This is a genomic window from Vibrio eleionomae (genome assembly GCF_009874545.1).
Lineage (GTDB): Bacteria > Pseudomonadota > Gammaproteobacteria > Enterobacterales > Vibrionaceae > Vibrio > Vibrio nitrifigilis.
Genome location: NZ_WEKT01000001.1, coordinates 63,595 through 89,479 on the forward strand (window position 1 = coordinate 63,595; position 25,885 = coordinate 89,479).

A 25,885-nucleotide genomic window follows, 5' to 3' on the forward strand; every position below is an offset into this window, starting at 1 on the left:
ATTAAAACTCTCGACGTGCACATTTCAGTTCAGCTGAACATACCACTTCGCCATCAACTTTCGCTGTACCATGAAATAGAGCGATGCCGCGGCGTTCTTTGACAAATTCCACTTCGACCATCAGTTGATCACCAGGGCCAACTGGACGACGGAACTTCGCATTATCAATACTAGCAAAGTAATACAATTCATTTTCTTTTGGTGCGCCAAAAGTTTTGAAAGCAAGGAGGCCTGTTGCTTGAGCCATTGCTTCAAGGATAAGGACACCAGGGAATACAGGTAGTTGAGGGAAATGACCAGTAAACTGAGGCTCATTCACTGAAACGTTTTTCAGACCAATTAAGTATTTGCCTTCTTCATAATCAGTAACACGATCAATCAGCAAAAATGGGTAGCGATGAGGAAGAAGCGCCTGAATTTCAGTGATATTCATCGTTTTCTTTTCAGTAGTCAAAGTCATATTCCTATTCAAAATTACATATTAATTTAATCTGCGGGCATTATAGACGAAAAAGACTCGCAGCATGCGAGCCTTTTTGACAAAAAAGCCAATTTAAGCGTCTTTTTTTCGCTCAAGTTGCTTTTCAACAGCTTTCAATCGTTTATTCATTTCGTCAATTCTATGAACACGTGTTGCTGTTTTGCGCCATTCTTTATTGGTTTGTAGAGGAATCCCGGAAGAATATACCCCTTTTTCTGGGATGCTACGCATCACCATACCCATACCAGTAATCGTCACGCCATCGGCAATCTCAATGTGACCATTAAGCACAGAAGCGCCACCGATAATGCAATATTTACCTATCGAAGTACTGCCGGCAACAATAGTACCACCAGCCATCGCTGTACCATATCCGATGTGAACATTGTGAGCAATTTGCATCTGGTTATCGATGATGACGTTATCTTCAATAATCGTATCTTCTAGGGCACCACGGTCGATAGTGGTACAAGCACCGATCTCAACGCGATTACCTACGCGAACAGAACCAAGCTGAGGGATTTTAATCCACTCACCTTTTTCATTCGCATAACCAAAACCATCGGCACCGATCACTGTGCTGGATTGCACCAAACAGTCATCGCCTAGGACAACATTGTGGTAAATGGTCACATTAGCCCAAAGCTTAGTATTATGACCAATTTTGGCATGTTTACCGATGAAACAACCGGCACCAATCACCACGTTATTACCTAGCTCAACGCCAGATTCAATCACAGCATTAGCACCGATAGATACGTTATCACCTAACTTAGCATCATCGGCAATGACCGCACTCGGCGCAATACCTGTAGCTGGAGATGGCGTGGTATCTAATGCTTGAGTAACACGAGCAAAAGCCACATACGGATCAGCAACCACCAACGCATTGGATGGGCACAATTCACGCTCTGATTCTCTTACCATAATTACCGTCGCTTTACATGCAGCGAGGTGTTTACTGTATTTAGGATTAGACAGGAAAGTAACATCACCTTCCTGAGCTTTGTCCATAGGAGCAACAGCAGAGACAACAACAGAGCTGTCACCATGTAACTCACCACCAGTAATAGTTGCCAATTCGGCTAAAGTTAGTGTGATCATAATAACGATTACTTAATAGATTTAATGACTTCTTGTGAGATGTTGTATTCAGGTTTGCCGTACTGCATAGCACTGATATCAACAATCATATCATAGCCATCTTTCTTCGCGACTTTTTGAACCGCATCTTGAATGATCTTAAATAGTTTGTGTTTTTCTTCTGCTTCACGGCGTTTAGATTGGTTTTCTAACGCTTGAGCTTTCACTTTGTATTTACTTTGTAACTGGCCAATTTCAATACGCAATTTTTCTTGGTCGTCATCACTCATTAGCGAAGAATCACGTTTCAGTTTTTGCATTTTCTTTTGTGCAGTTTCTTGGATGCTTTTCAGTTCATCCGCTTTATCTTTGAACTCTTTCTGCAGTTTTTGCAACACGACTTCACGTTGTGGCAATGATTGGAAAACCTCTGCAGTGTTGATGAAGCCGACTTTTTGTGCCGCTTCAGCAGCATTAGCAAAGAATGATGAGCTAAGAATAACAAGGCTTACACCTGCCGCTTTGAAGATACTTTTCAAAATATAGTCCCCTAAAAGGTTTTTCCGATAGTAAAGGTAAAGAATTCTTCGTCATCACCTTCGTATTTTTTAATTGGCTTAGCTACAGAGAACACTAATGGTCCCATTGGTGATACCCACTGTAATGCCACGCCCCATGAAGAACGGTAGTTCGTTGGATCTGAATAGTCGTAATAGTACTTGTCACCATATGCAACAGATCCATTATAATCAAATTCAGTATCCCAGACACTCGCCATATCAAAGAAGACACTGGTTCGAATTTGGTTTTGAACTTCTTCTGAGACAAACGGAGTCGGTACAATCAGCTCAGCACTTGCAAGTGCTGTCGCGTTACCACCCACAGATTCATCCGTTGCAGTATCAGTACCATTGTTGGAATCCGCATAACTACGATATACCGCTTTAGGACCTGCTGTGTTAGAGCTAAATCCGCGTAGTGTAGAGAAACCACCCGCATAAAAGTTTTCATAAAATGGATAGAGGTTATCTACACCATTCGTTTGACCGTAGCCGTTACCGTAACCTAAACGGCCACGTAGCAATAACGTAAAGTCTTGTTTCTTAGTCAACGGAATATATTGGCGCACGTCATACTGCATCTTAAAGTAAAGCGCATCAGAACCAGGTACGGTCATATCATAGTATGCACGTTGGTAGTTACCTTCTGTTGGGAAGTAACCACGGTTCAGGTTATTACGTGTCCAAGTAAGGCTGACATCAAAGTCATCCGTCACTAAACTGCCGTCTGAAGAAACATTATCAGCTTGCGCTTCTAAGAACTGCTCGACTTGTAAATAAGGTTTTAAGTTACCGATTTTGCTGTGTGTGTAGCCCACACCAAGTTCAAGACGGTTCAATTCATTAACCGGGAAGCCCCACGTTAAATTAGTACCGTAACTGGTGTTATCATAGTCGACGATACCAGCATCAGATGCCTCAAATTTATTGATAAAGACTTTACCACCCAAGCTAACGCCATCTAATGTAAAGTAAGGGTCTTTATACTCTAACGTCACATTTTTCTGGTAGTCATTGGTCGTCGCACTGATGCTTACACGGTTACCTGTACCCAAGAAGTTATCTTGTGTTAAACCGACTTGGAAGCTGACCCCTGATTCAGTACCGTAACCAACACCGAAGTTAATACTGCCAGAGTTAGCCTCTTTGACGTTATAAACCACATCGACTTGGTCGTCTGTACCAGGCACACGCTGTGTTTGTACATCCACTTTTTCGAAATAACCCAAACGGTTCAAGCGCTTTTTACCCGTTTCGATTGATTTCGAGTTTAACCAGCTACCTTCCATTTGACGCATTTCACGGCGCAACACTTCATCTTTAGTAATCGTGTTACCAGTAAATCGGATATCACGCACATACATACGTTTACCCGGGTCAACCTGAACGGTTAATGAGACTTCTTGCTTGTCATCATCAAATGTTGGCACAGTGCGAACTTGAGGATACGCGTATCCTGCTTCACCTAAAACTTTCTTAACGTTCTCTTCTAATGAGGTAACCGCTGAGCCCTTATAAACGCTGCCCATATCGAAATCGACGAGTTTTTCAAACTCATCTTTCTTACCGATTAGATCACCTTTAAACTGCACGTCTTTTACCGTGTAAGGCTTTCCTTCGTGCAGATTAAGCGTGATATAAACGCCTTTCTTATCTGGAGAAATCGACACTTCTGTCGACTCTACTTTAAACTTAAGGTAACCGCGATCTAGGTAGTAACTTTTCAGTTTTTCCAAATCACCCGCCAGTACCTGCTTTTGATACTTATCGCTAGAGAGGAAATTCCACCAAGAGACATCTGCATTCAAATCAAATTTGGATAACAACTCATCATCAGTAAAGACCTTATTACCGATAAAGTTGATTTGCTTGATTTTTGCAGAGACACCTTCAGTGAAAACAAATTTCAAATCAGCACGGTTACGTGGCAATGGGGTCACTACCGCTTTTACTGTGGCGTTGTATTTACCAACACTGTAGTAAAAGTCTTCTAAACCTTTCTCAATATTGCTCAGTTTAGTACGATCAAGAGCTTCACCAACTCGAATATTAGACGCATCTAAGTTCTGTTTCAGTTGATCTTCTTTAATCGCTTTGTTACCAGAAAAAGAAACACTCGCAATGGTTGGGCGTTCTTTAACTTTCACAACCAAAGCTGAACCATCACGGAATACTTCAACATTTTCAAAGTTACCGGATGCATACAGTGATTTGATAATATCTGCAATATCTTGTGAGTCTACGGTATCACCCACACGTACTGGCATTTTCAATAATGCAGCACCTAGAGCGACACGTTGAAGCCCCTCTATTTGGATGTCCTGTACAACAAAGTTTTCGGCACCATACGCTGACACGCTTGTTGCGAGCAGTGTCGCGAGGAGGATCTTTTTCATCGCCATATTTGTTTGAGTTATTCCTTACTACAACCCTTGCCTAATGCTTGAAATCACAGGCGAGTAAAATCATTAAATATTGCCACGGCCATTAAAGAGAAAATGATGGCTCCACCAATGCGATATCCCATCTCCTGCACTTTTTCTGGCACAGGGCGACGAATTACAGCTTCAATAGCAAAGAACAGTAGATGTCCACCATCGAGCATTGGTAATGGGACAAGGTTGATGATTCCTAGGTTGACACTAATCAGTGCCAAAAAGCCAAGAAAATACACCAAGCCATAATCCGCCGTCGCTCCCGCTCCCTTCGCGATAGAGATAGGGCCACTAAGATTATTTAAACCGACATCACCTACTATCAACTTTTTCAGCATACTGACAGTAAGATCAATAATTTGTCCTGTTTTATCAACCGCTTTACCAAAAGATTCAACAACACCAAACTGCTGTTCGAATCGATAATCTGCCGGCCAATCCGCTACTTTCGGAGCAATTCCTGCAAACCCGATCACTTTTCCTTTGCTAAGTTCGCGACGCTCAGGAGTCAAAGTCACTGAGACTAACTGATCATGACGTAAAACATCAATGATCAATGACTTATTTGGGTGATTTTGTATGCTGTCTACAACTTGTTGCCATGTCGAGATCTTTTGACCATCGATAAATTGCAACTTATCACCTACTTTTAGTCCTGCTTTTGCGCCAGCACCATCTTCAGAGACATTCACTAACGTCAACGAAATCTTAGGCGTAAATGGTTTAAAACCAAGCGCTCCCATAGCAGACTCTGATTCGGGGTCAAAGTTCCAAGTCTTTAGATCTAATGTTTTGATTTCTTGGACTCCGACACCTTCTGGGTCAGAAACCGTCATAGTAAGCGACTCGTCACCAATGTGTGACGCTAGCTCCATATTCACCGATTCCCAATCTGGGGTATGCACACCAGAAACGGAAATGACTTCCATACCACTTTTCAACCCACCATCAGAGGCAATAGAATAAGGAGTCACGTTTCCAATCACCGGTTTTACAGAAGGAACGCCGATAGTAAACACTAACCAATAGGCAAAAATAGCGAAAAGAAAATTAAAAATCGGTCCAGCACTCACTACGGCAGCTCGCTGCCATAGCGACTTTTTATCAAAAGCTTGGTTTTGTAATTCTGGTGGCACATCATCGACACGGCCATCCAGCATTTTAACGTAACCACCGAGCGGAATAGCCGCAATGCTGTATTCAGTACCGTCTTTGCCAACTCGTTTCCATAACGCTTTACCAAACCCAATAGAAAATTTTTCTACCTTGATACCACAGCGCCTTGCCACCCAAAAGTGACCAAATTCATGCACTGCCACCAAAATACCTAGGGCGACAATGAAAGCCACTAAATTCCATATTATGCCAGTCATAATTAATGCTCTTTCAATACCTGTTGAGCCTGTTTGCGAGCTATTGTATCTAGCTCAAGTAAGGTTTCCAAGTCATAGCTATGTAACGAACTGTTAGCTGCACATACGTTAGACAACACCTTTTCATTAACCACTGCGATATCTGTAAAGCGAATTTGACCTTTAAGAAAGGCATCGACAGCAACTTCGTTGGCAGCATTTAAAGACGTAGTCGCATGCTGGCCTTCATAACAAGCATCAATTGCCAGTTTTAGACATGGGTAACGGGCGAAATCGACGTCAAGGAATGTGAGTTCACCTAACTGAGTAAAATCGAGAGGAGCAACTCCCGCATCAATACGCTGCGGATAATTCATCGTCACCGAAATAGGAGTCGCCATATCCGGCTCGCCCATTTGTGCAATCACCGAACCATCTTTGTATTGCACCATTGAATGAATCACTGACTGGGGATGAATCAAAACTTTTAATTGCTCTTTCGACGCATTAAACAACCAGCGAGCTTCAATGTACTCAAGACCTTTATTCATCATGGTTGCTGAATCGACAGAGATTTTTGGCCCCATTGACCAATTAGGATGAGCGATGGCCTGCTCGGGAGTTACACTGGATAAAGTGCTCACGTCACTGTAACGAAACGGCCCACCTGACCCCGTCAATAAGATATGAGAAACGCCTGCACCGGATAAGTCACAACGCCCCATTTTAGTTTGGATATCCGCAGGCAAACATTGAAAAATAGCATTGTGTTCACTATCTACCGGAAGCAGCTCTGCACCATATTTTTCAACCGCATCAATGAACAGCTGGCCAGACATGACTAGAGCTTCTTTGTTCGCAAGTAGAATACGCTTGCCGGCTTTCACCGCAGCCATGGTAGGCAACAATCCTGCAGCACCTACAATAGCGGCCATTACCGTATCAACTTCATCTAATGCAGCGACTTGGCACATCGCCTCTTCGCCATACAGTACTTCAACATTCAGTTTTAACTCTTGGCACTGGTTTTTCAGCTCTTTTGCAGCATCTGCCGTTGCCATAACAGCGTATTTCGGTCGCCACGTTTCACAAAGTTGACGCATCTTAGTCACATTACGTCCGGCCACTAAAGCAACAATAGAAAATTGTTCCTTATTCTGAGCGACAACCTTTAACGTACTATCTCCAATTGAGCCAGTAGCACCTAGAATCGTTAACTTACGCATAGCTAAAACCGTTGTTAAAGAAAGCAGGTGACATTCTCACCTGCTCACTAATTAGAAAAAGAAATAAAGAAATGCAAATACTGGGAAAGCCGCGGTTAGGCTATCAATTCGGTCTAAAATACCGCCGTGCCCAGGAATGATATTACTGCTGTCTTTTATATCGGATACACGTTTAAACATACTTTCAACCAAATCACCGAGCACTGAAATACCTGCAGTGCATAATATAGTGACATACATCATGACAGATGAAGTAAACGCCAAGTCAAATAGGTAAGCGAATACGGTTCCGACAATCACAGAGATGACTAAACCACCGAGTAGACCTTCGATAGTTTTATTTGGGCTGACTGCAGGAGCCATTTTGTGTTTACCAAAACTCTTGCCAGCAAAGTAGGCCCCACTATCCGCAGACCAAACGATCAAACATACAAACAGCACTAGTTTGGCACCATGGTACAGATCAACGCCCATGGATTCAGCTCTGAGAAAAACGACACTCCAGTAAAATGGTAATAGCGTCAAAATACCAAATAAATGACGTAATAGACTCGAATTTTCCCACCACGGTCGGGATTTAGGATAACTTACCGCAAGAAAGCTAGAAACAATCCACCATAAAGTGCCTACAACCAAAAATGAGTGGTGAACTGACGTTAAATGATTCAATGAGTCAATATCAGGATTGATCCAAGCAAAACTTGCCAGACCAATGATCACAGAAGGAATGATTGCCAGTGTACGATTTTTAGAGTTAACAAACTGAGTCCACTCCCAAAAACCGACCAAAGTAATGACAGCTAAAGCGAAAATAAACCAAGCAAGGGGCAGAAAAATAATGCCCAAGATAACGAGGGGGGCAAGAATGAGCGCTGTAATAATTCTTTGCTTCAAACTTTAGGTCCTATTTATTTGTCCATTAAGGCCTTGATCTGCTCACCGGTGCAGCCAAAACGGCGCTCGCGATTAACAAACCATGAGATAGCCTCAATTAGGCTATCTTCTCCAAATTCAGGCCAATAGAGCGGCGTAAAATACATCTCAGCATAGGCTAATTGCCACAGTAAAAAGTTACTGATTCGGCATTCACCGCTGGTACGAATAAGTAGATCCACATCAGGTAAATCAGACATCGCGACGTGCTTACTCATCACCTCTTCAGTGATGTCTTCCGGTGCTAACTCTCCTTGTTCTACTTGCTGAGCAAGAACTTTGGCCGCTTGGGTAATATCCCATTTACCGCCGTAGTTTGCCGCAACATTGAGGGTCATACCGGTATTATTACGAGTTAACTCTTCCGCCTGAGCAATTTTCTTCTGCAAGCGTTGGCTAAAGCGAGTTTTATCGCCAATGATACGTAAACGAATGTTGTTTTTGTGAAGGCGTTTCACTTCAGCAGAAAGGACGGTAATGAAAAGTTCCATTAATAACCCGACCTCATCTTCAGGCCGACGCCAGTTTTCACTACTGAATGCGAACAAGGTAACAGCCTTGATATCAAGCTTAGCAGCTGTCGAAATGGTTTTCCGAACTGCATCCACTCCTTTTTTATGACCAAATACCCGTGGTTTACCACGCTCTTTCGCCCAACGTCCGTTGCCATCCATAATGATAGCGATGTGCTGAGGGAGTGCCTCAGAAGAGAGTTGTGAATCTTGCATTGTAAACTTTGTTTTGTACCAAATGACGTTAGATAGTACCGAATAAAAAAACGCTGAGCTGTAAGCACAGCGTTTTTTTTATTTAATTATTAAAATTCTTAGACGTCCATCAACTCTTTTTCTTTAGCAGCAAGCAGATCGTCAACTTTTTTAACCGCTAGGTCAGTCAGTTTTTGAATCTCTTCTTGTGCTTTACGGTCTTCGTCTTCTGAAATTTCTTTATCTTTTAACAAAGCTTTTAAATCGCCATTAGCATCACGACGGATGTTACGAATTGCAACACGGCCACCTTCAGCTTCACCACGTACGATTTTAACTAGATCGCGACGACGTTCTTCTGTTAGTGGTGGAAGTGGTACACGAATAACTGTACCTGCAGACATAGGGTTTAAGCCAAGGTCAGCAGTCATGATTGCTTTTTCAACTTTAGGCGTCAGCTCTTTATCAAACACAGTGATTGCAAGAGTACGCGCATCTTCAGCAACTACGTTAGCAACTTGGTTTAGAGGAGTTGGAGCACCATAGTATTCCACTGAAATACCAGACAATAGGCTTGGGTGCGCACGACCAGTACGAATCTTAGCCAGGTTATTTTTCAGCGCTTCAACGCTTTTATCCATACGCTCTTGAGCGTCTTTTTTGATCTCATTAATCACGATATCACCTTAAATTCTTTTTTATCTTGAGAGTGATTATACTTAAGCGCTGATTAGCGTACCTTCCGCTTCACCCATAACAACACGGCGAAGAGCGCCTGGTTTGTTCATGTTGAAAACACGGATTGGCATAGAGTGATCACGAGCCAGCGTAAATGCGGCTAGGTCCATCACTTTCAGCTCTTTATCTAACACATCATTATAAGCGAGCTTATCATAGAGTTGTGCATCAGGGTTAGCGACAGGATCGGAACTGAATACACCGTCAACTTTTGTTGCTTTTAATACAACATCCGCTGAGATTTCAATACCGCGTAAACATGCAGCTGAATCAGTTGTAAAGAATGGGTTACCTGTACCTGCAGAGAAGATAACAACACGGCCATCACGCAACTGACTAATTGCTTCTGCCCAGTTGTAATCATCACAAACGCCGTTAAGTGGGATAGCTGACATAACACGAGCATTAACATAGGCACGATGCAGAGCATCACGCATTGCTAGACCGTTCATCACAGTCGCTAGCATTCCCATGTGGTCACCAACAACACGGTTCATTCCCGCTTTTGCTAGGCCTGCGCCGCGGAACAAGTTACCGCCACCAATGACAACCCCTACTTGTACGCCTAATTCAATCAATTCTTTGATCTCTTGAGCCATACGATCAAGAACGGTTGGATCAATACCAAAACCTTCTTCACCTTGCAGTGCTTCACCGCTAAGTTTTAACAAAATCCGTTGATATGCTGGTTTAGGGTTCGTTGTCATGGATCTTACCTTCCAAAGAGAGTGGTTAATTAACAGTCAAGAATAAATTCTAAAACGCGGGACTACATAGACCAAATGTAGTGTGTTGTATTTAGAACCAATTCGTCACAATTAACATCACAACAATCGTGAAAAGACCGCAGCCTAGGCTACGGTCTTTAATTAGGCAATATCGTAAAAGATTAACCTTTTTGAGCTGCTGCTACTTCTTCAGCAAAGCTCATTTCTTCTTTCTTCTCGATACCTTCACCTACTTCTAGGCGAACGAAACCAGATACTGTAACGCCTGCTTCTTTAAGCACTTCGCCAACAGTTTTCTTAGGTTCCATGATGAACGCTTGACCAGTTAGAGAGATTTCGCCAGTGAATTTCTTCATACGGCCAACAACCATTTTCTCTGCGATTTCAGCTGGTTTGCCTTCGTTCATTGCAATTTCAACTTGAACAGCTTTTTCTTTCTCAACTACGTCAGCAGGTACGTCAGAAGGGTCTAGGTATTCTGGACGTGATGCAGCAACGTGCATTGCTACGTGTTTAAGAGTTTCTGCATCGCCTTCACCAGCAACAACAACACCGATTTTCTCGCCGTGACGGTAAGAAGCAACGTGTGCGCCATCGATGTAAGAAACACGACGGATATTGATGTTTTCACCAATTTTTGCAACTAGAGCGATACGAACATCTTCGAATTTAGCTTGAAGCTCTTCAGCAGATAGCTTTTCTGCAGCTGCAGCTGCAGCAACTTCTTCAGCGAACGCTTTGAAGCCAGTGTCTTTAGCAACGAAGTCAGTTTGGCAGTTGATTTCAACTAGAGCAGCAAAACCTTCGCCTTCTTTGATGATGATGGTACCTTCAGCAGCCACATTACCTGCTTTTTTAGCAGCTTTAGCAGCACCGCTTTTACGCATGTCTTCAATTGCTTGTTCGATGTTGCCATCTGTAGCAACAAGCGCTTTCTTACATTCCATCATACCTGCGCCAGTACGTTCACGCAGTTCTTTTACTAGAGCAGCAGTAACAGCCATTCTCTATTCCTCAGTTTGATTCTGGATGTGGTAAAAATTGGGGGCCTACATCTTCGGCCCCCAATACTAACTATAACTTACTCTACCGTGACACCTTGATGACACGCTAGGTTAAGTGTGACTTAGAGCCGCTATTATTCAGCTTCTACGAAACCGTCTTTTTCTGCAGCTGCTGCTTGAGCAACGTCTTTGTTACGACCTTCGTTTACAGCTTCAGCAGCAGCGTTTAGGTAAAGTTGAACAGCGCGGATTGCGTCGTCGTTACCTGGTACGATGTAGTCGATACCGTCTGGGTTAGAGTTAGTATCAACAACAGCAAATACAGGAATACCTAGGTTGTTTGCTTCTTTAACAGCGATGTGCTCGTGATCAGCATCGATTACGAATAGAGCATCTGGAAGACCGCCCATGTCTTTGATACCACCAAGAGATTTCTCTAGCTTCTCCATTTCGCGAGTACGCATTAGAGCTTCTTTCTTAGTCAGTTTATCAAAAGTACCGTCAGTAGACTGAACTTCTAGGTCTTTTAGACGTTTGATTGATTGACGAACAGTTTTCCAGTTAGTTAGCATGCCGCCCAACCAACGGTTGTTTACGTAGTATTGGTTGCTTGCAATAGCAGCTTCTTTAACAGCTTCAGATGCAGCGCGTTTAGTACCAACAAAAAGAACTTTACCTTTTTTCTCGCCTAGCTTGTTTAGTTCAGCTAGAGCTTCGTTGAACATAGGTACAGTTTTTTCTAGGTTGATGATATGAACTTTGTTGCGAGAACCAAAGATGAATGGTTTCATTTTTGGGTTCCAGTAACGAGTCTGGTGACCGAAGTGAACACCAGCTTTAAGCATATCGCGCATTGATACAGTTGCCATTATATAATCCTCTATGGGGTTAGGCCTCCACACTCCCCATGCATCCGACTCTGTCTATGCAGAGCACCCCGGAACACGTGTCGGAATGTGTGTGATTTAAAATTAAAGTATGGAACACTTACTCGGCTTCGCCAAAGTGAAGAAAACAGAGTGAGAGTTCGGCGCGCTTTATACCATATTTTACCCTTTACTGGCTAGTAAAAATTGTTTTATCTCGGCTAATCACTCAGTGAACTTGAGATAAATTCTTATTCGTATTAATTGGATTATTGCGCTTCCGTAGTGCCCTGTTACAATGTTACCCCATCGCACACCTGTGCTTAGAAAACAATTGAGAAAGCCGATGTCTGTAAAAATCAAGAATGCTGAAGAAATCGAGAAAATGCGCGTCGCGGGTCGCTTAGCGGCTGAAGTGCTAGAAATGATTGAACCATATGTAAAACCTGGCGTGACCACTGAAGAATTGGATCAAATTTGCCACAAATACATCACTGAAGTTCAAGGCGCGATCCCAGCACCTCTTAACTACCACGGTTTCCCTAAATCTATCTGTACATCGATTAACCACATCGTTTGTCATGGTATTCCTGCAACTGAAGACTCTGAGTTTGGCCCATTTGTTCGACCAGCAGTACTCAAAGATGGCGATATCATGAACATCGATATTACCGTGATTAAAGATGGCTACCACGGTGATACGTCGAAAATGTTCCATGTAGGTGAAGTTTCTCCTGCAGACAAACGTCTATGTCTTGTTGCACAAGAATGTTTGTACCTTTCTTTGAAAAAAGTAAAACCGGGCGCTCAGCTGGGTGAAATTGGTACATCAATTGAAAAGCACATCAAAACCAACAACAAAAACAACCCACGCATGAAGTTCTCTATCGTTCGCGACTACTGTGGTCATGGTGTTGGTGCTGAATTCCACGAAGAACCACAAGTGGTTCACTACCGTAACAGTGATCGCACAGTGCTTCGTGAAGGCATGATTTTCACGATCGAACCTATGATTAATGCAGGTAAATTTGGTTGCCGTATTGATGAAGAAGATAACTGGACTGTATACACCGCAGATGCGAAGAACTCAGCTCAGTGGGAACATACACTACTCGTGACAAAAGACGGCTGTGAAATTCTAACACTACGCGAAGAAGAAACGATTCCTCGTCACTTCCATAACGCGTAATTTAACTTGCCGTTTCATTTTATTGATATCCCTGCCTCGCAGGGATATTTTTTTATCTACGTCAATCTGCTACATTCTATTCCAGTCGGAAATCACGTGCATGGAACGCAGTTATGCCATTTCAATCCCCGAATACCTTTAGTGATGAACAACTTTCAATCACAGAGCTCAAACAGCAATTAGATTTCTTTGCTGACTACCAAAAAAATCAATTTTTAGCGCGAGACCCAATTTCAGATCTCGTTCATGGACGTTCGCATTACATGGATGAACTCCTGCAACGTTTATGGCACAGCTATGAGTTTGACAAAATTGCAGAAGTTGCTTTAGTTGCTGTGGGTGGTTATGGTCGTGGGGAGCTACATCCCTTATCAGACATTGATATTCTGGTTGTGTCTCAAAAACCATTACCCGAAGAACTTGGCCATAAAATCAGTGAATTTATTACTTTTCTTTGGGATCTCCGTTTAGAAGTTGGACACGCAGTACGCACTGTACAAGAGTGTTCGGAGATTGGCCGTGAAGACTTAACCGTTGCAACTAATTTGCAAGAAGCTCGTCTACTTTGCGGCTGTGACGATACGTTTTATCGTCTGAAAATGGTCATTCTTTCCGAATCTTTTTGGCCGAGTGAAACCTTCTATCGCGCTAAAATTCAAGAGCAGCGTGAACGCCACGCTCGTTATCATGACACAACCTATAACTTAGAACCGGATATTAAAAACACGCCTGGGGGATTACGCGATATTCATACCCTCAGTTGGGTCGCACGCCGCCATTTCGGCGCCACGTCACTATACGAAATGAGTCGCTACGGATTTTTAACTGACGGTGAATATCGTGAGCTGTTGGAATGTCAGGATTTTTTATGGCGAGTCCGTTTTGCACTGCATTTACAGCTAAAGCGTTATGATAACCGCCTTAATTTTGCCCATCAGGCCCAAGTCGCAGAGTATTTAGGTTTTACAGGCGAGGCCAACCAGCCTGTCGAAATGATGATGAAAGAGTTTTACCGCACCTTACGCCGTGTTGTAGAACTGAATCGAATGCTGCTGATGTTATTTGACCAAGCCATTCTTAATAATGGAGAAGAAGACGAAGCTCAAATTATTGACGAAGATTTCCAACGTCGAGGAAATTGGATTGAAGCGCGTAAGCCAGCATTGTTTCAAGCCCGACCGGAAACCATTTTGGATATGTTTCTCCATATGGCTCACGACTCTTCAATTAGCGGGGTCTCCCCCACTACGATGCGTCAACTTAGAACGGCGCGCCGTCGTCTCAATCGCTTCCTACATACAATTCCGGAAGCGAGAGAAAAATTCATGGAGCTTGTTCGCCACCCAAATGCTCTGCAAAATGCATTTCCACAAATGCATGAGCTAGGCGTTATCGCAACATATCTACCACAATGGAGTCACATTGTTGGACAGATGCAGTTTGACTTATTCCATGTTTACACTGTGGATGAGCACAGCATGCGGTTATTGAAACACATCAATACCTTCAATGATCCGGCTAGTTATGAACGACATCCTATCTGCTGTGAAATTTACCCTCGAACTCAGAAGAAAGAGCTCCTAACACTGGCCGCTATTTTCCATGACATTGGTAAAGGCCGCGGTGGGGATCATTCTGAAATTGGCGCTGTCGAGGCTTACGATTTTTGCCTAGAGCACGGGCTGTCCAAACCTGAAGCTCGTTTAGTGTCATGGTTGGTCCAAAACCATCTGTTGATGTCAGTCACCGCACAACGACGCGATATTTATGATCCTGATGTCATCATTGATTTTGCCAAGAAAGTGCGTGATGAAGAGTATTTAGATGCTCTAGTGTGTTTAACGGTAGCTGATATTTGTGCGACTAATCCCGAGCTATGGAACAGTTGGAAACGAACGCTACTAGCGGAGCTTTACTACTCGACACAACGTGCACTGCGCCGCGGCTTAGAAAACCCGGTTGATGTTCGTGAACGTATTCGTCATAACCAACAAATGGCATCAGCACTATTACGTAAAGAAGGTTACACACCGCAACAAATTGATATGTTGTGGTTACGCTTTAAGGCGGATTATTTCTTGCGCCATACGCATAAGCAAATTGCATGGCACTGCTCTCATTTATTGCGCCTAGACGATCATTCTCAACCCATGATTTTGATCAGTAAAAAACCAACCCGTGGCGGTACGGAAATCTTTGTCTATACCAAAGATCAGCCGGCGTTATTTGCAACTGTTGTTGCTGAGTTAGATCGACGTAACCTTAACGTTCACGATGCGCAAATCATGACAAGCAAAGATGGTTATGTTCTCGATACTTTCATGGTTCTTGACCAAAATGGCGATGCCATCGAAGAAGAAACCCATGAAACCTTAATTAGTCATATAACCAAAGTATTGGCTCTAGGTCCTGCTTCGCTTGCTAAAATGCGCCGTTTACCGCGTAACCTGAAGCATTTCAAAGTAAAAACAACCGTCGACTTTTTGCCTACTCGTAGTCGTAAGAGAACCTTGATTGAACTGGTCGCTCTTGATACTCCAGGATTACTGGCAACCATAGGGGCTACTTTTGCCGAACTGAATTTGGATCTGCACGGCGCCAAAATCACCACTATCGGTGAACGAGCAGAAGACTTGTTTATTCTCACTCGTAATAATGGCGGCAGATTAACCCTAGAAGAAGAGCAAACGCTTAGCCAAGCCTTGATTGACAATATTTCTGAACTCGCGCCAAACTAATACTTCCTACCTCCTGAGTGACCGAGCTCAGGAGGTTTTATACACCGCACACCTAGCACTCATGACCCCATTTCATTCACAGATCGTATTTTTGTGCACTGGATTCCACATGATCTAAGTCAAGAGACTAAGATCTAGCGCGATCATGACCACAAACTCAGCGTTTTTTCTTTATCTGGCTCTATCTGCCACGAAATTTCGCTGCTACATTGGTCATGAAATTATTACTCTTTAACTAAAAATAGAGGTCGCTTATGTTTCCACACCTAAATGGTTTAGGTATTCAAGATCCAACGCTAATTGAACGTTACTCAGTTCGTCAAGAAGCTCAAAAAGATGTCCTCAAAATTTATTTTAAGAAACAGAAAGGGGAATTATTTGCCAAAAGCGTTAAATTCAAGTTTCCTCGTCAGCAAAAAAATGTCTTAGTTGATAGTGGCACTCACCAATACAAATCCATCACTGAAATCAGTAGAAATCTAACGCTAGTCATTGATGAGCTAAACAAAATCACTAAACCGGAAGCTCCACAAGAACAGGATGTTAAAGAGAAAATATTGAGCGATTTACGCCACTTAGAAAAAGTGGTTTCCAGCAAGATTGCTGAAATTGAAGCGGACCTAGCTAAACTGAAATAGTTTAAGCTGTAGAAAAAATAAGGAAGTTTACCAGCAATAAGTTAACTCTTAACTTATTAAGGCACGCGAATGCGCGTGCCTATTATACCCAACCACACCAATGACCAAGCGCTGCGAGACAAATAGCAGAAATCACACCAGCGACAAGATCATCTATCATAATCCCCAATCCACCGTGAACTCGTTTATCAAACCAACAAATAGGCCAGGGTTTTAGCATGTCGAAGAAACGAAAGAGAACAAATCCGGATACGATCCAGTGCCAATCTAACGCAGAAATCCCATAGATAGGTACCACCAGCATGGTTAACCAAAAGCCAGCAAATTCATCCCAAACGATCGAACCATGATCATGTACCTGCATATCGTCCGACGTAATTTGACAAATTTTAATCCCAATAATACTCGCTATAATCACAACGATAATATAGAGCCAAAGTGGTAACTGCCCAAGAAGTAAGAAAAATGGCACCGATGCCAAAGTCCCCATTGTTCCGGGCACAACGGGAGATAAACCACTACCAAATCCTGTGGCTAACAAATGCCATGGATTAGAAAGAGAAAGTCGTTCTTTTGGGTCAAGCATATCTACGCCTTAAAATGATCATAACCAGAAAGCTGCCAATCAACTGGCTTTCCATGATGTAATACTTCAAATATTCCTTGAGTTCGCACTTGGCCAATACATGTCACTAATGTACCAGTATGGGCTAACGCACTCTCTATCGAGCCTCTATTTTCTTCTGGAACGGTAAAACAAAGCTCGTATTCTTCACCACTACTCAGCGCATACTGTTGAGCAACTCTTGAGGAATAACAAAAGTCGAGCAACTCTTTTGAACAGGGTAAATCTTCAACGTTTAAGCTGGCTCCTACTTCAGAACGATGCAGAATATGCCCTAAATCAGCGATCAGACCATCGGATATATCAATCGCTGCAGAAGCAAGATCGAGCAAAGCTTGACCAACTAAAATGCGTGGAGAAGCCAAATAATGGCGTTTTTCTAATTCAGATGCAAAAGGTTTATGACGTTGATTTTCATCTAGAATTACTTCTAATCCAGCCCGACTATCACCCAATTGTCCAGTCACGTAGATCCAATCCCCTATCTGGGCACCATCACGAGTCAACGCATTATCTTCAGGTACAAAACCTTGTACCGTCAAAGTAATACTTAATGGACCTTTGGTCGTATCACCTCCTATCAATTGAATATGATAGTAATTAGCCAATTCAAAAAAAGCATCACAGAAGGATTTTACCCACGGCTCATCAATCGTTGGTAATGTTAACGCTAGAGAAACCCATGCAGGTGTTGCCCCCATAGCAGCTAAATCACTTAAGTTAGAAGCGAGCGCCTTATGAGCAATCCAAGCAGGGTTAGCGTTCGCAAGAAAGTGAGTTCCAGCGACAAGAGTGTCTGTACTTAGCGCTATACGCACATTTTCTGGTGCTTTTACAATGGCACAATCATCTCCTAATGAAAGATGGACATCTTTCCTATTCATTTGACGATCAGATAAGTAAGTTTGAATAAAATCGAATTCGCCGGACATGATATATTCCTAGGCTTCAGGTTACGACAATAGTGTTATACCACGAGATATTAGGTATTTTCAGGCAATAAAAAAGGCCAGCGCATCTGGCTGACCTTTGTATTGTATCGCGAATTACGCCTTTTTGCGTACATGTGGTGCCGCTTTATCAAGCACCCCATTAATGAATTTGTGGCTGTCTTCAGCAGCAAATACTTTCGCTAGTTCAATCGCTTCGTTAATAACCACTTTATATGGTACATCTTCACGGCGAGTCATTTCGTACATAGCTAGACGAAGTAGAGCTAATTCCATCATATCCAAGTCTTGCATTGGGCGAGAGACGAATGGACGTAATTTACTGTCTAACTCTTTGTGGCTAAGCACAACACCAGTCAAAAGATCACGGAAGTACTGAACATCAGTTTCTGGTGCAACTAAAGCAGGCTCAGACGCATGATTTTCTTCTTCATCATACTTACCACCAGAAAGGAATTGTTCTTCAATTGTTGCTACATTTTCATGAGAAATTTGCCATGAATAAATAGCTTGTAGTGCAAATTGGCGTGCATTACGACGTGCGGCTGGTTTCACACTGGCCCCCATTAGGAATCAATTTCAGATAGAACATTAATCATTTCAAGCGCGCTTAGTGCAGCCTCTGCACCTTTATTACCAGCCTTGGTTCCTGCGCGTTCAATCGCTTGATCAATAGTGTCAACAGTCAACACACCAAATGCCACAGGAATGCTGTACTCCAATGAAACGTGTGCCAAACCTTTGTTCATCTCACTACTTACGTATTCGAAGTGTGGTGTACCACCACGGATAACCGTACCAAGAGATATGATTGCATCGAATTTGCCAGTTTTTGCTACGCGCTGTGCAACTAGAGGGAGCTCAACCGCACCAGGGCAACGAACAACAGTGATGTTGTCATCTGCTACTTGACCATGACGCTTCAAAGTATCGATGGCACCAGACAGTAAACTTTCATTAATAAAACTGTTAAAACGAGAAATTACGATTGCAATTTTCGCATTTGGCGCTGGGAAGCCACCTTCGATCACTTTCATAAGCTATCCTTTAAACTCTAATCATCACGTGAGAATCGCCGGATTCTAGCACAAATCTGTGAACTATATCTAATAGTATTTACGCAAAAATAAGGCTTAGGCCCGCCCACAACAGTGAGAAGGCCATAAGTTCGATTTTATTGGCACACGTACTCAACGACGTTAAGACCAAAGCCGGCTAATGCATGATACTTTTTCGTTTCAGAAGAAAGCAAACGCATATTCGTGACGCCTAAATCAGCAAGAATCTGTGAGCCAACACCAACACGACGAGAGGTACCTGGTTTTTTCGCAGAGGTTGGAGCTTCACCTTTATCTTGTTGTTCAAAGGTTTTCACTCGATGCAGAATGAGCTCACTTGTTTCTTCTTTACCAAGAATCACTAATACTCCGCCTTCTTGACCAATACGCTGCATCGCTTTATCCAAACCCCAGCTGCGATCTGAATTACGATTGCTACGTAGCAAGTCGTTGAATGTGTCTTGTAGATGAACCCGAACTAACGGTGTATCTTTCGTTAAATCACCTTTTTTCAATGCATAGTGAATTTGATCATCAATAATGTCGCGGTAAGTGACTAATTCAAAATCACCAAATTCTGTTGGTAAATGGCATTGAGCAACACGTTCAATGGTTGTTTCGGTATTATTACGATATTCAATTAACGCAGCAATCGTACCCAATTTGATACCGTGTTTAGCGGCAAAGACTTCTAGATCCGGACGACGAGCCATCGTGCCGTCTTCATTTAAAATTTCGACAATCACTGCCGCAGGTTCTAACCCCGCCAAACGAGCTAAATCACACCCCGCTTCAGTGTGCCCAGCGCGCATTAGTACGCCACCATCTTGAGCCGCTAGAGGAAAGACGTGCCCAGGTTGAACTAAATCCGATGCTTTCGCGTCTTTTGCAACCGCAGCTTCAACAGTACGCGCACGATCTGCAGCAGAAATCCCCGTAGTGACGCCTTCCGCTGCTTCAATCGAGACAGTAAATGCCGTAGAGAATTGTGCGCCATTGTCTTTGACCATAGGGTTTAAACCCAATTTCAGACAGCGTTCTTTTGTCAAAGTTAAACAGATTAGACCACGACCATGAGTGGCCATAAAGTTAATCGCTTCTGGCGTTACAAACTCTGCCGCCATAATGATATCGCCTTCATTTTCACGGTCTTCATCATCCATCAGGATGACCATTTTACCTTGACGAATATCTTCGATAATTTCTTCAGGCTTACTAATTGTCATGCTTCTTATCCTATTGATTTTTCTATTTGCCTAAGAGACTCGTGCTTAAGCAAAACCATTTTGTTGTAAGAATTCTAGTGTAATACGAGATTCTGGTTGTTCTTCTGCTTGTGGGCCGCGCAATAAACGCTCCATATAACGAGCTAATACATCAACTTCAAGGTTAACTTTACGCCCAACATGAAACTGGTCAATGGTTGTTTCTGCCGTGGTATGAGGCACAATGGTCAATTTAAACGCATTTTTGCGTAAATCATTTACCGTTAAACTAATACCATCGACCGTGATAGATCCCTTTTCGGCGACATATTTAGACAAATCTTCCGGCATTTGAACCCAAAACTCAATCGCACGACCAACGATATTACGTTCAACTATCTGTCCGACACCATCAACATGGCCAGAGACAATATGCCCCCCAAAACGGGTTGTCGGTAACATGGCTTTTTCCAAATTGACAGGATCACCCACTTGGCTATCAGCAAAACTGGATTTCTTTAGTGTTTCTACCGATAAATCCGCGCTATACGAATGATCAGTGAACGCAATCACCGTTAAACAGACGCCGTTGGTTGCAATACTATCGCCCAATTTCACGTCAGACATATCTAGGCTTCCGGTCTCGACGGTCACGGTCACATCCTCGCCTTTTGGTGTGATGGCTCTTAAACGACCTACTGCTTCAACAATTCCAGTAAACATAATTTATTCTTCTTTCCAAATCGGCGTCATAACAACGCGAATATCTGGGCCAACTTGGCGCAGTTCTTTAATATCAAGATCGATGGCCTGTGCCATATCGTTTAAGCCAAGCGCACCAAACAATCCCCGACCATCCGCCCCCATTATTTTAGGAGCCATATAGAGGATAATTTCATCCACTAGCTGCTGTTCAATTAACGATTTTGCTAACGTAGCGCCTGCTTCTACCCAAACATGATTGATGTTGTGTTCAGCAGCAAGCGTTTGGAAAAGTTGGTCTAAGCGCAGTTGATGATGGCTATCGAGTTCAACACAGATATCCGCATCCGTTTCAGCCACAGTGAGTATCGATGAATTAGATTGATACAATTTTAGCTCGGAATGTAACTGGTGAGCACGATCCAAAATCACTCGAACGGGCTGACGCAGCGATGTTTCAGCGTAATGACGTTGGACATCTTGCGGCAATTCAGACCAGCGAACATTGAGCGAAGCATCATCAGCTAATACCGTCTGGCTCGTAGATAATATTGCACTTGCTTGTGCCCGATAATGCTGAACATCTCGACGAGCTTGTGTGGATGTAATCCACTGACTGCGTCCATTCGCGAGTGCCGTTTGACCATCGATACTGGCCGCCATTTTTAGCTGCACAAATGGCTTTCTTGTTTCCATACGCTTCAAAAAGGCTGGATTTAACGCGCGGGCTTCTTGCTCAAGTAAACCGACGTCCACCTCGATACCAGCTTCACGTAACATATTGAAACCACGCCCACCCACCTGAGGGTTAGGATCAGTCATGGCACAAACCACTCTTTTCACTCCAGCATTAATTAACCCTAGAGAGCAAGGTGGAGTACGTCCGTAATGAGAACAAGGTTCTAACGTGACATACGCGGTGGCACCGCGAGCTTTATCACCCGCCATACGCATTGCGTGCACTTCAGCATGAGGCTCCCCCGCTTTCGCATGGAAGCCCTCACCGACAACTTTTCCTTCATGAGCAATCACGCAACCCACATTAGGATTTGGGGAAGTGGTATAAATCCCGCGCTTGGCTAAACCAATAGCCCGAGACATCATTTGATAATCAAATGGAGTAAACTTTGACATAATTGAAAGGGATTAATCTTCTAGTTTGGCAATTTCCTCGCCAAATTCACGAACATCCTCAAAACTACGATACACAGACGCAAAACGGATATAGGCGACTTTATCCAAGACTTTGAGTTGTTCCATTACTAAGCTACCGATCATTTCACTCGGTACCTCTCGTTCGCCTGTCGCACGTAACTTAGATTTAATCGTGCTAATAGCAAGTTCAATAGAATCAGCGCTAACCGGACGTTTTTCTAACGCTCGTTGCATGCCACCAACCATTTTATCTTCGTCAAATGGTTCACGGTTACCGTTAGATTTAATCACTTTAGGCATGACTAATTCGGCCGTTTCAAAGGTGGTAAAACGTTCATGACACGCCAAACATTGACGACGACGGCGCACCTGATGGCCATCAGCCACCAGTCGGGAGTCGATTACTTTTGTATCGCTCGCAGAACAAAAAGGACAATGCATATCACCTCCATCTCACTGAATTCAAGTGTAACGGAATTCAAGAAAGGAAGAAAAGGAAAAGGGGCCTTTTCGACCCCTTTTTAACTGATGTTTAGAGAAAAATGTTAGCTACGCGACAGATAATCGGCTTTACCGACCCATTTATAGCTAGTCAGCTCCTCTAAGCCCATTGGTCCACGGGCATGTAGCTTCTGTGTTGAAACAGCAACTTCAGCACCTAAACCAAACTGAGCCCCGTCGGTAAAACGGGTTGAGGCATTGACATAAACTGCAGCTGAACCGGCAGCGTTAATAAAACGTTCTGCATTAGTGAGGTTATTGGTCATAATGGCATCCGAGTGACTGGCATTATGTTCATGCATATGTTCAATCGCTTCTTGCACATCCTTGACGACTTTAACGCCCAAGGTAAAGGTCAACCATTCTGTATCAAAATCACCCTCTTTAGCGGCACGTACAGTTGGAGCAAGATTGAACCAAGCTTTAGCTGAATCATCGACCACAAAAGTCACTTTTTCACCGATTTGCTTAATCAATTTTGGTAAAAACTCCGCGGCCACCTGTTGATTAACCAATAGGGTATCGAGTGAGTTACACGCCGATGGACGTTGGGTTTTGGAATTATCCACGACCAAAACAGAACGATCGAGATCCGCACTATCATCGATATACATATGGCTGATACCAAAACCACCGATAATGACAGGAATAGTGCTATTTTCTTTACACATTTTATGTAAACCAGCACCACCACGAGGAATAATCATATCCACGTAATCATCAAGTTTTAGTAATTGAGAAACTAATTCTCTATCAGGCTTTTCAATGTATTGAACCGCTCCTGCTGGAAGCTCTGCTTTATTTAGCGCTGATTGGATAACTTGCACCAGTTCCATATTGGAATAGAACGTCTCTTTACCGCCACGTAGAATGCTTGCATTACCGGTTTTTAGACACAATGCGGCAATATCAATTGTGACATTTGGACGTGCTTCATAGATCACGCCAACCACACCGAGAGGAACGCGGCGACGCGATAAAGACATGCCATTTTCAAGTACTCGACTATCGATTTCACTACCAACAGGATCGTTGAGCGAAATTACATTTCGCACATCACCGGCTATCGCAGCTAGACGCTCTTCAGTCAGTAATAATCGATCGAGCATTGCCTCACTCAAACCGCTAGCTCGCCCGGCAGCAATGTCTTTTTCATTGGCTGCTAAAATGGCCTCAGCATTTGCTTCTAATTCATCAGCAATTAAGGCTAATGCACGATTTTTTTTCGCGGTAGGAGCAATAGCTAATTGAAACGCGGCTTCTTTGGCAGCTTTGCCCATTACTGTTAAATCCACAACTATCTCCTACTGTTATTCTTGAATGATGACCATGTTATCGCGGTGGATGACCTCTGAGCCATGGTCGTAGCCAAGAATGTCATAAATCATTTTACTGTGTTGCCCAGCAATTTTTGCTAATTCTAGACTTGAATATGCCACGATACCACGAGCCATCATATTGCCTGCCGTATCTAACACTCGAACGACTTCACCTCGAGCAAATTCTCCTGCCACACGCACAACACCTTTAGCGAGCAAACTGCTGCCTTTTTCTTCAAGCGCTCTGACTGCACCATCATCAATGGTAATGTCTCCCGATGAAGCGGGACCGGCTAAAATCCAAGTTTTTCTATTCTCTAATGACTCTTCTAGAGGAAGAAAGCGAGTTCCTTGTGGGGTTTCGCTTAATGCATCAAAAATCACATTAGGTGCACGACCAGCAGCGATGATCACCTCCATTCCGGCACGACGCGCAATATCCGCCGCTTGCAGTTTAGTTGCCATGCCACCAGTACCTAACGTAGTGCCACTATCGCCAGCAATTTTACGCAAAGTGTCATCGATAGTTTTCACTTCTTTGATTAATTCCGCATTGGGGTCTTTACGCGGATCGGCCGTAAATAGGCCTTTTTGATCCGTAAGCAATAGCAATTTATCTGCACCGCACAAAATACCCACTAGAGCCGAAAGATTATCATTATCTCCGACTTTAATTTCATTGGTCGCAACGGCATCATTTTCATTCACGATCGGCACAATATCGTGCTCAACTAAAGCATGAATCATATCGCGTGCATTTAAAAAGCGTTCACGGTCTTCTAAATCAGCACGAGTTAACAGCATTTGACCAATTTTAATGCCGTAAATAGAGAACAGACGCTCCCAAGCTTCTATCAACTGGCTTTGCCCTACTGCGGCTAACAACTGCTTGCTAGAGATCGCATTGGGCAGTGCGGGGTAACCAAGGTGTTCACGTCCTGCTGCAATAGCACCAGACGAGACGATCACTACTGAGTGACCTAATTTTTTCAGTTCAGCACACTGACGGGCCAACTCGACCATATGGGCACGGTCAAGGGCCAGTGAGCCACCGGTAAGTACACTGGTACCCAGCTTAACAACGATAGTATGTGTTGTTTTGCCGTTTTGTTGATTTGTAGTCATGATTGCTTCTGTAATGGAAAACATTTAAGAGTGCTTGTTTTAGCAATCCAGCCGTCAATAAACAAGCAAAAAAGGTGCATAATGCACCTTTTTCGTTAAGATCAGATAATTTGAAGATATTCTTGAAAGGCTATTCTACTGCGGAAATAGTTTGTGCAAAGCGCTCTTCTAGCATTTTGTGCAGTTTTTTCTCGAAGTCATCACGCGTACGAATAATCTCAGCCACGTCTTTTTCTGGTGGTTCTTTATTCACCCAATCGCCTGCTTGATTGTACATACCGACGTGATATTGAACTTTAAAACCGGATTCAGTTGTCGTTAGTTCCATCCACCAGCCCCAAAACTCACGTTTTTCAGGTGCTTTTTTATCGTCAATACAGACAGATAGACAGTCAAACCAGTAATAACCATCTTTACACAACTCTTCTCTAACATAAGGGCCGATTGCTTTAAATGCGGCTAGCAGGCGAAAATGAGTCGGTAGCTTCGTCACCTCTGACATTTTTATTCTCCATTTTCAATTGCTGAGAAGACTAAGCTTCTACATTTCAGTTGTTTACAGCATTA

Annotated in this window: 26 protein-coding genes; 3 read left to right on the plus strand and 23 right to left on the minus strand. The window is 43.1% G+C overall.

What is annotated here, in order from left to right:
* Position 1: 1 nt before the first annotated feature.
* From fabZ to rpsB, 12 genes are all read right to left on the minus strand, one after another.
* Positions 2-433 carry a 3-hydroxyacyl-ACP dehydratase FabZ gene (gene fabZ / locus F9817_RS00370; RefSeq protein WP_196123763.1) on the minus strand — a complete coding sequence of 144 codons (432 nt, stop codon included), beginning with the start codon at positions 431-433 and terminating at the stop codon, positions 2-4.
* A gap of 120 nt (positions 434-553) precedes the next feature.
* The gene (gene lpxD, locus F9817_RS00375) at positions 554-1,585 is read right to left on the minus strand and encodes a UDP-3-O-(3-hydroxymyristoyl)glucosamine N-acyltransferase (RefSeq protein ID WP_161152974.1); all 1,032 of its coding nucleotides are present in this window, start codon (positions 1,583-1,585) and stop codon (positions 554-556) included.
* Positions 1,586-1,593: 8 nt separating this feature from the next.
* Positions 1,594-2,103 (minus strand): OmpH family outer membrane protein, encoded by a 510-nt coding sequence (locus F9817_RS00380; RefSeq protein WP_161152975.1) that lies wholly within the window; start codon positions 2,101-2,103, stop codon positions 1,594-1,596.
* Positions 2,104-2,114: 11 nt separating this feature from the next.
* Positions 2,115-4,526, minus strand: a complete 2,412-nt coding sequence (bamA, locus tag F9817_RS00385; RefSeq protein WP_161152976.1) for an outer membrane protein assembly factor BamA — start codon at positions 4,524-4,526, stop codon at positions 2,115-2,117.
* A gap of 47 nt (positions 4,527-4,573) precedes the next feature.
* Positions 4,574-5,932, minus strand: coding sequence for a sigma E protease regulator RseP (gene rseP / locus F9817_RS00390; protein WP_161152977.1), 1,359 nt, complete (start codon positions 5,930-5,932; stop codon positions 4,574-4,576).
* 2 nt (positions 5,933-5,934) lie between these two features.
* Positions 5,935-7,137 carry a 1-deoxy-D-xylulose-5-phosphate reductoisomerase gene (ispC, locus tag F9817_RS00395; protein ID WP_161152978.1) on the minus strand — a complete coding sequence of 401 codons (1,203 nt, stop codon included), beginning with the start codon at positions 7,135-7,137 and terminating at the stop codon, positions 5,935-5,937.
* A gap of 51 nt (positions 7,138-7,188) precedes the next feature.
* Positions 7,189-8,031, minus strand: coding sequence for a phosphatidate cytidylyltransferase (locus F9817_RS00400; RefSeq protein WP_161152979.1), 843 nt, complete (start codon positions 8,029-8,031; stop codon positions 7,189-7,191).
* A 14-nt stretch (positions 8,032-8,045) separates the two neighbouring features.
* Positions 8,046-8,798 (minus strand): undecaprenyl pyrophosphate synthase, encoded by a 753-nt coding sequence (gene uppS / locus F9817_RS00405; protein ID WP_161152980.1) that lies wholly within the window; start codon positions 8,796-8,798, stop codon positions 8,046-8,048.
* Between the two features lie 98 nt (positions 8,799-8,896).
* The gene (gene frr, locus F9817_RS00410) at positions 8,897-9,454 is read right to left on the minus strand and encodes a ribosome recycling factor (RefSeq protein ID WP_161152981.1); all 558 of its coding nucleotides are present in this window, start codon (positions 9,452-9,454) and stop codon (positions 8,897-8,899) included.
* A 42-nt stretch (positions 9,455-9,496) separates the two neighbouring features.
* Entirely contained in the window at positions 9,497-10,222 is a 726-nt protein-coding gene (gene pyrH, locus F9817_RS00415; RefSeq protein WP_161152982.1) for a UMP kinase, read from the minus strand.
* 182 nt (positions 10,223-10,404) lie between these two features.
* The gene (gene tsf, locus F9817_RS00420; protein ID WP_161152983.1) at positions 10,405-11,247 is read right to left on the minus strand and encodes a translation elongation factor Ts; all 843 of its coding nucleotides are present in this window, start codon (positions 11,245-11,247) and stop codon (positions 10,405-10,407) included.
* Positions 11,248-11,381: 134 nt separating this feature from the next.
* Positions 11,382-12,116 (minus strand): 30S ribosomal protein S2, encoded by a 735-nt coding sequence (gene rpsB, locus F9817_RS00425; protein ID WP_161152984.1) that lies wholly within the window; start codon positions 12,114-12,116, stop codon positions 11,382-11,384.
* 295 nt (positions 12,117-12,411) lie between these two features.
* Here rpsB and map point away from each other — a divergent pair, with 295 nt between their 5' ends.
* The 3 genes from map to F9817_RS00440 all read left to right on the plus strand — a co-directional run bounded on the left by map (position 12,412) and on the right by F9817_RS00440 (position 16,678).
* The gene (map, locus tag F9817_RS00430; protein ID WP_161152985.1) at positions 12,412-13,302 is read left to right on the plus strand and encodes a type I methionyl aminopeptidase; all 891 of its coding nucleotides are present in this window, start codon (positions 12,412-12,414) and stop codon (positions 13,300-13,302) included.
* Between the two features lie 113 nt (positions 13,303-13,415).
* Entirely contained in the window at positions 13,416-16,040 is a 2,625-nt protein-coding gene (gene glnD, locus F9817_RS00435) for a bifunctional uridylyltransferase/uridylyl-removing protein GlnD (protein ID WP_161152986.1), read from the plus strand.
* 254 nt (positions 16,041-16,294) lie between these two features.
* Positions 16,295-16,678 carry a DUF3461 family protein gene (locus F9817_RS00440; RefSeq protein ID WP_161152987.1) on the plus strand — a complete coding sequence of 128 codons (384 nt, stop codon included), beginning with the start codon at positions 16,295-16,297 and terminating at the stop codon, positions 16,676-16,678.
* 82 nt (positions 16,679-16,760) lie between these two features.
* Here F9817_RS00440 and pgpA read toward each other — a convergent pair whose 3' ends face one another.
* The 11 genes from pgpA to crl all read right to left on the minus strand — a co-directional run bounded on the left by pgpA (position 16,761) and on the right by crl (position 25,820).
* The gene (pgpA, locus tag F9817_RS00445) at positions 16,761-17,264 is read right to left on the minus strand and encodes a phosphatidylglycerophosphatase A (RefSeq protein ID WP_161152988.1); all 504 of its coding nucleotides are present in this window, start codon (positions 17,262-17,264) and stop codon (positions 16,761-16,763) included.
* A 2-nt stretch (positions 17,265-17,266) separates the two neighbouring features.
* The gene (gene thiL / locus F9817_RS00450; RefSeq protein WP_161152989.1) at positions 17,267-18,235 is read right to left on the minus strand and encodes a thiamine-phosphate kinase; all 969 of its coding nucleotides are present in this window, start codon (positions 18,233-18,235) and stop codon (positions 17,267-17,269) included.
* Between the two features lie 114 nt (positions 18,236-18,349).
* The gene (gene nusB, locus F9817_RS00455) at positions 18,350-18,820 is read right to left on the minus strand and encodes a transcription antitermination factor NusB (protein WP_161152990.1); all 471 of its coding nucleotides are present in this window, start codon (positions 18,818-18,820) and stop codon (positions 18,350-18,352) included.
* The gene (gene ribH / locus F9817_RS00460) at positions 18,820-19,290 is read right to left on the minus strand and encodes a 6,7-dimethyl-8-ribityllumazine synthase (protein ID WP_161152991.1); all 471 of its coding nucleotides are present in this window, start codon (positions 19,288-19,290) and stop codon (positions 18,820-18,822) included. The genes nusB and ribH overlap by 1 nt, the downstream gene beginning before the upstream one ends.
* Positions 19,291-19,427: 137 nt before the next feature.
* On the minus strand, positions 19,428-20,537 hold the full coding sequence (gene ribBA, locus F9817_RS00465; protein ID WP_161152992.1) for a bifunctional 3,4-dihydroxy-2-butanone-4-phosphate synthase/GTP cyclohydrolase II: 1,110 nt from the start codon (positions 20,535-20,537) through the stop codon (positions 19,428-19,430).
* A gap of 45 nt (positions 20,538-20,582) precedes the next feature.
* On the minus strand, positions 20,583-21,239 hold the full coding sequence (locus tag F9817_RS00470; RefSeq protein WP_161152993.1) for a riboflavin synthase: 657 nt from the start codon (positions 21,237-21,239) through the stop codon (positions 20,583-20,585).
* A 3-nt stretch (positions 21,240-21,242) separates the two neighbouring features.
* Positions 21,243-22,352: a bifunctional diaminohydroxyphosphoribosylaminopyrimidine deaminase/5-amino-6-(5-phosphoribosylamino)uracil reductase RibD gene (ribD, locus tag F9817_RS00475; RefSeq protein WP_161152994.1), complete on the minus strand. Its 1,110-nt coding sequence runs from the start codon at positions 22,350-22,352 to the stop codon at positions 21,243-21,245.
* Between the two features lie 12 nt (positions 22,353-22,364).
* Positions 22,365-22,814 (minus strand): transcriptional regulator NrdR, encoded by a 450-nt coding sequence (gene nrdR, locus F9817_RS00480; RefSeq protein ID WP_161152995.1) that lies wholly within the window; start codon positions 22,812-22,814, stop codon positions 22,365-22,367.
* Positions 22,815-22,918: 104 nt separating this feature from the next.
* Complete coding sequence (locus F9817_RS00485; protein ID WP_161152996.1) at positions 22,919-24,169, minus strand: glutamate-5-semialdehyde dehydrogenase; 1,251 nt, start codon at positions 24,167-24,169, stop codon at positions 22,919-22,921.
* A 15-nt stretch (positions 24,170-24,184) separates the two neighbouring features.
* Entirely contained in the window at positions 24,185-25,318 is a 1,134-nt protein-coding gene (gene proB, locus F9817_RS00490) for a glutamate 5-kinase (protein ID WP_202436293.1), read from the minus strand.
* A gap of 130 nt (positions 25,319-25,448) precedes the next feature.
* Positions 25,449-25,820 carry a sigma factor-binding protein Crl gene (gene crl, locus F9817_RS00495; protein WP_161152998.1) on the minus strand — a complete coding sequence of 124 codons (372 nt, stop codon included), beginning with the start codon at positions 25,818-25,820 and terminating at the stop codon, positions 25,449-25,451.
* Positions 25,821-25,885: the final 65 nt, after the last annotated feature.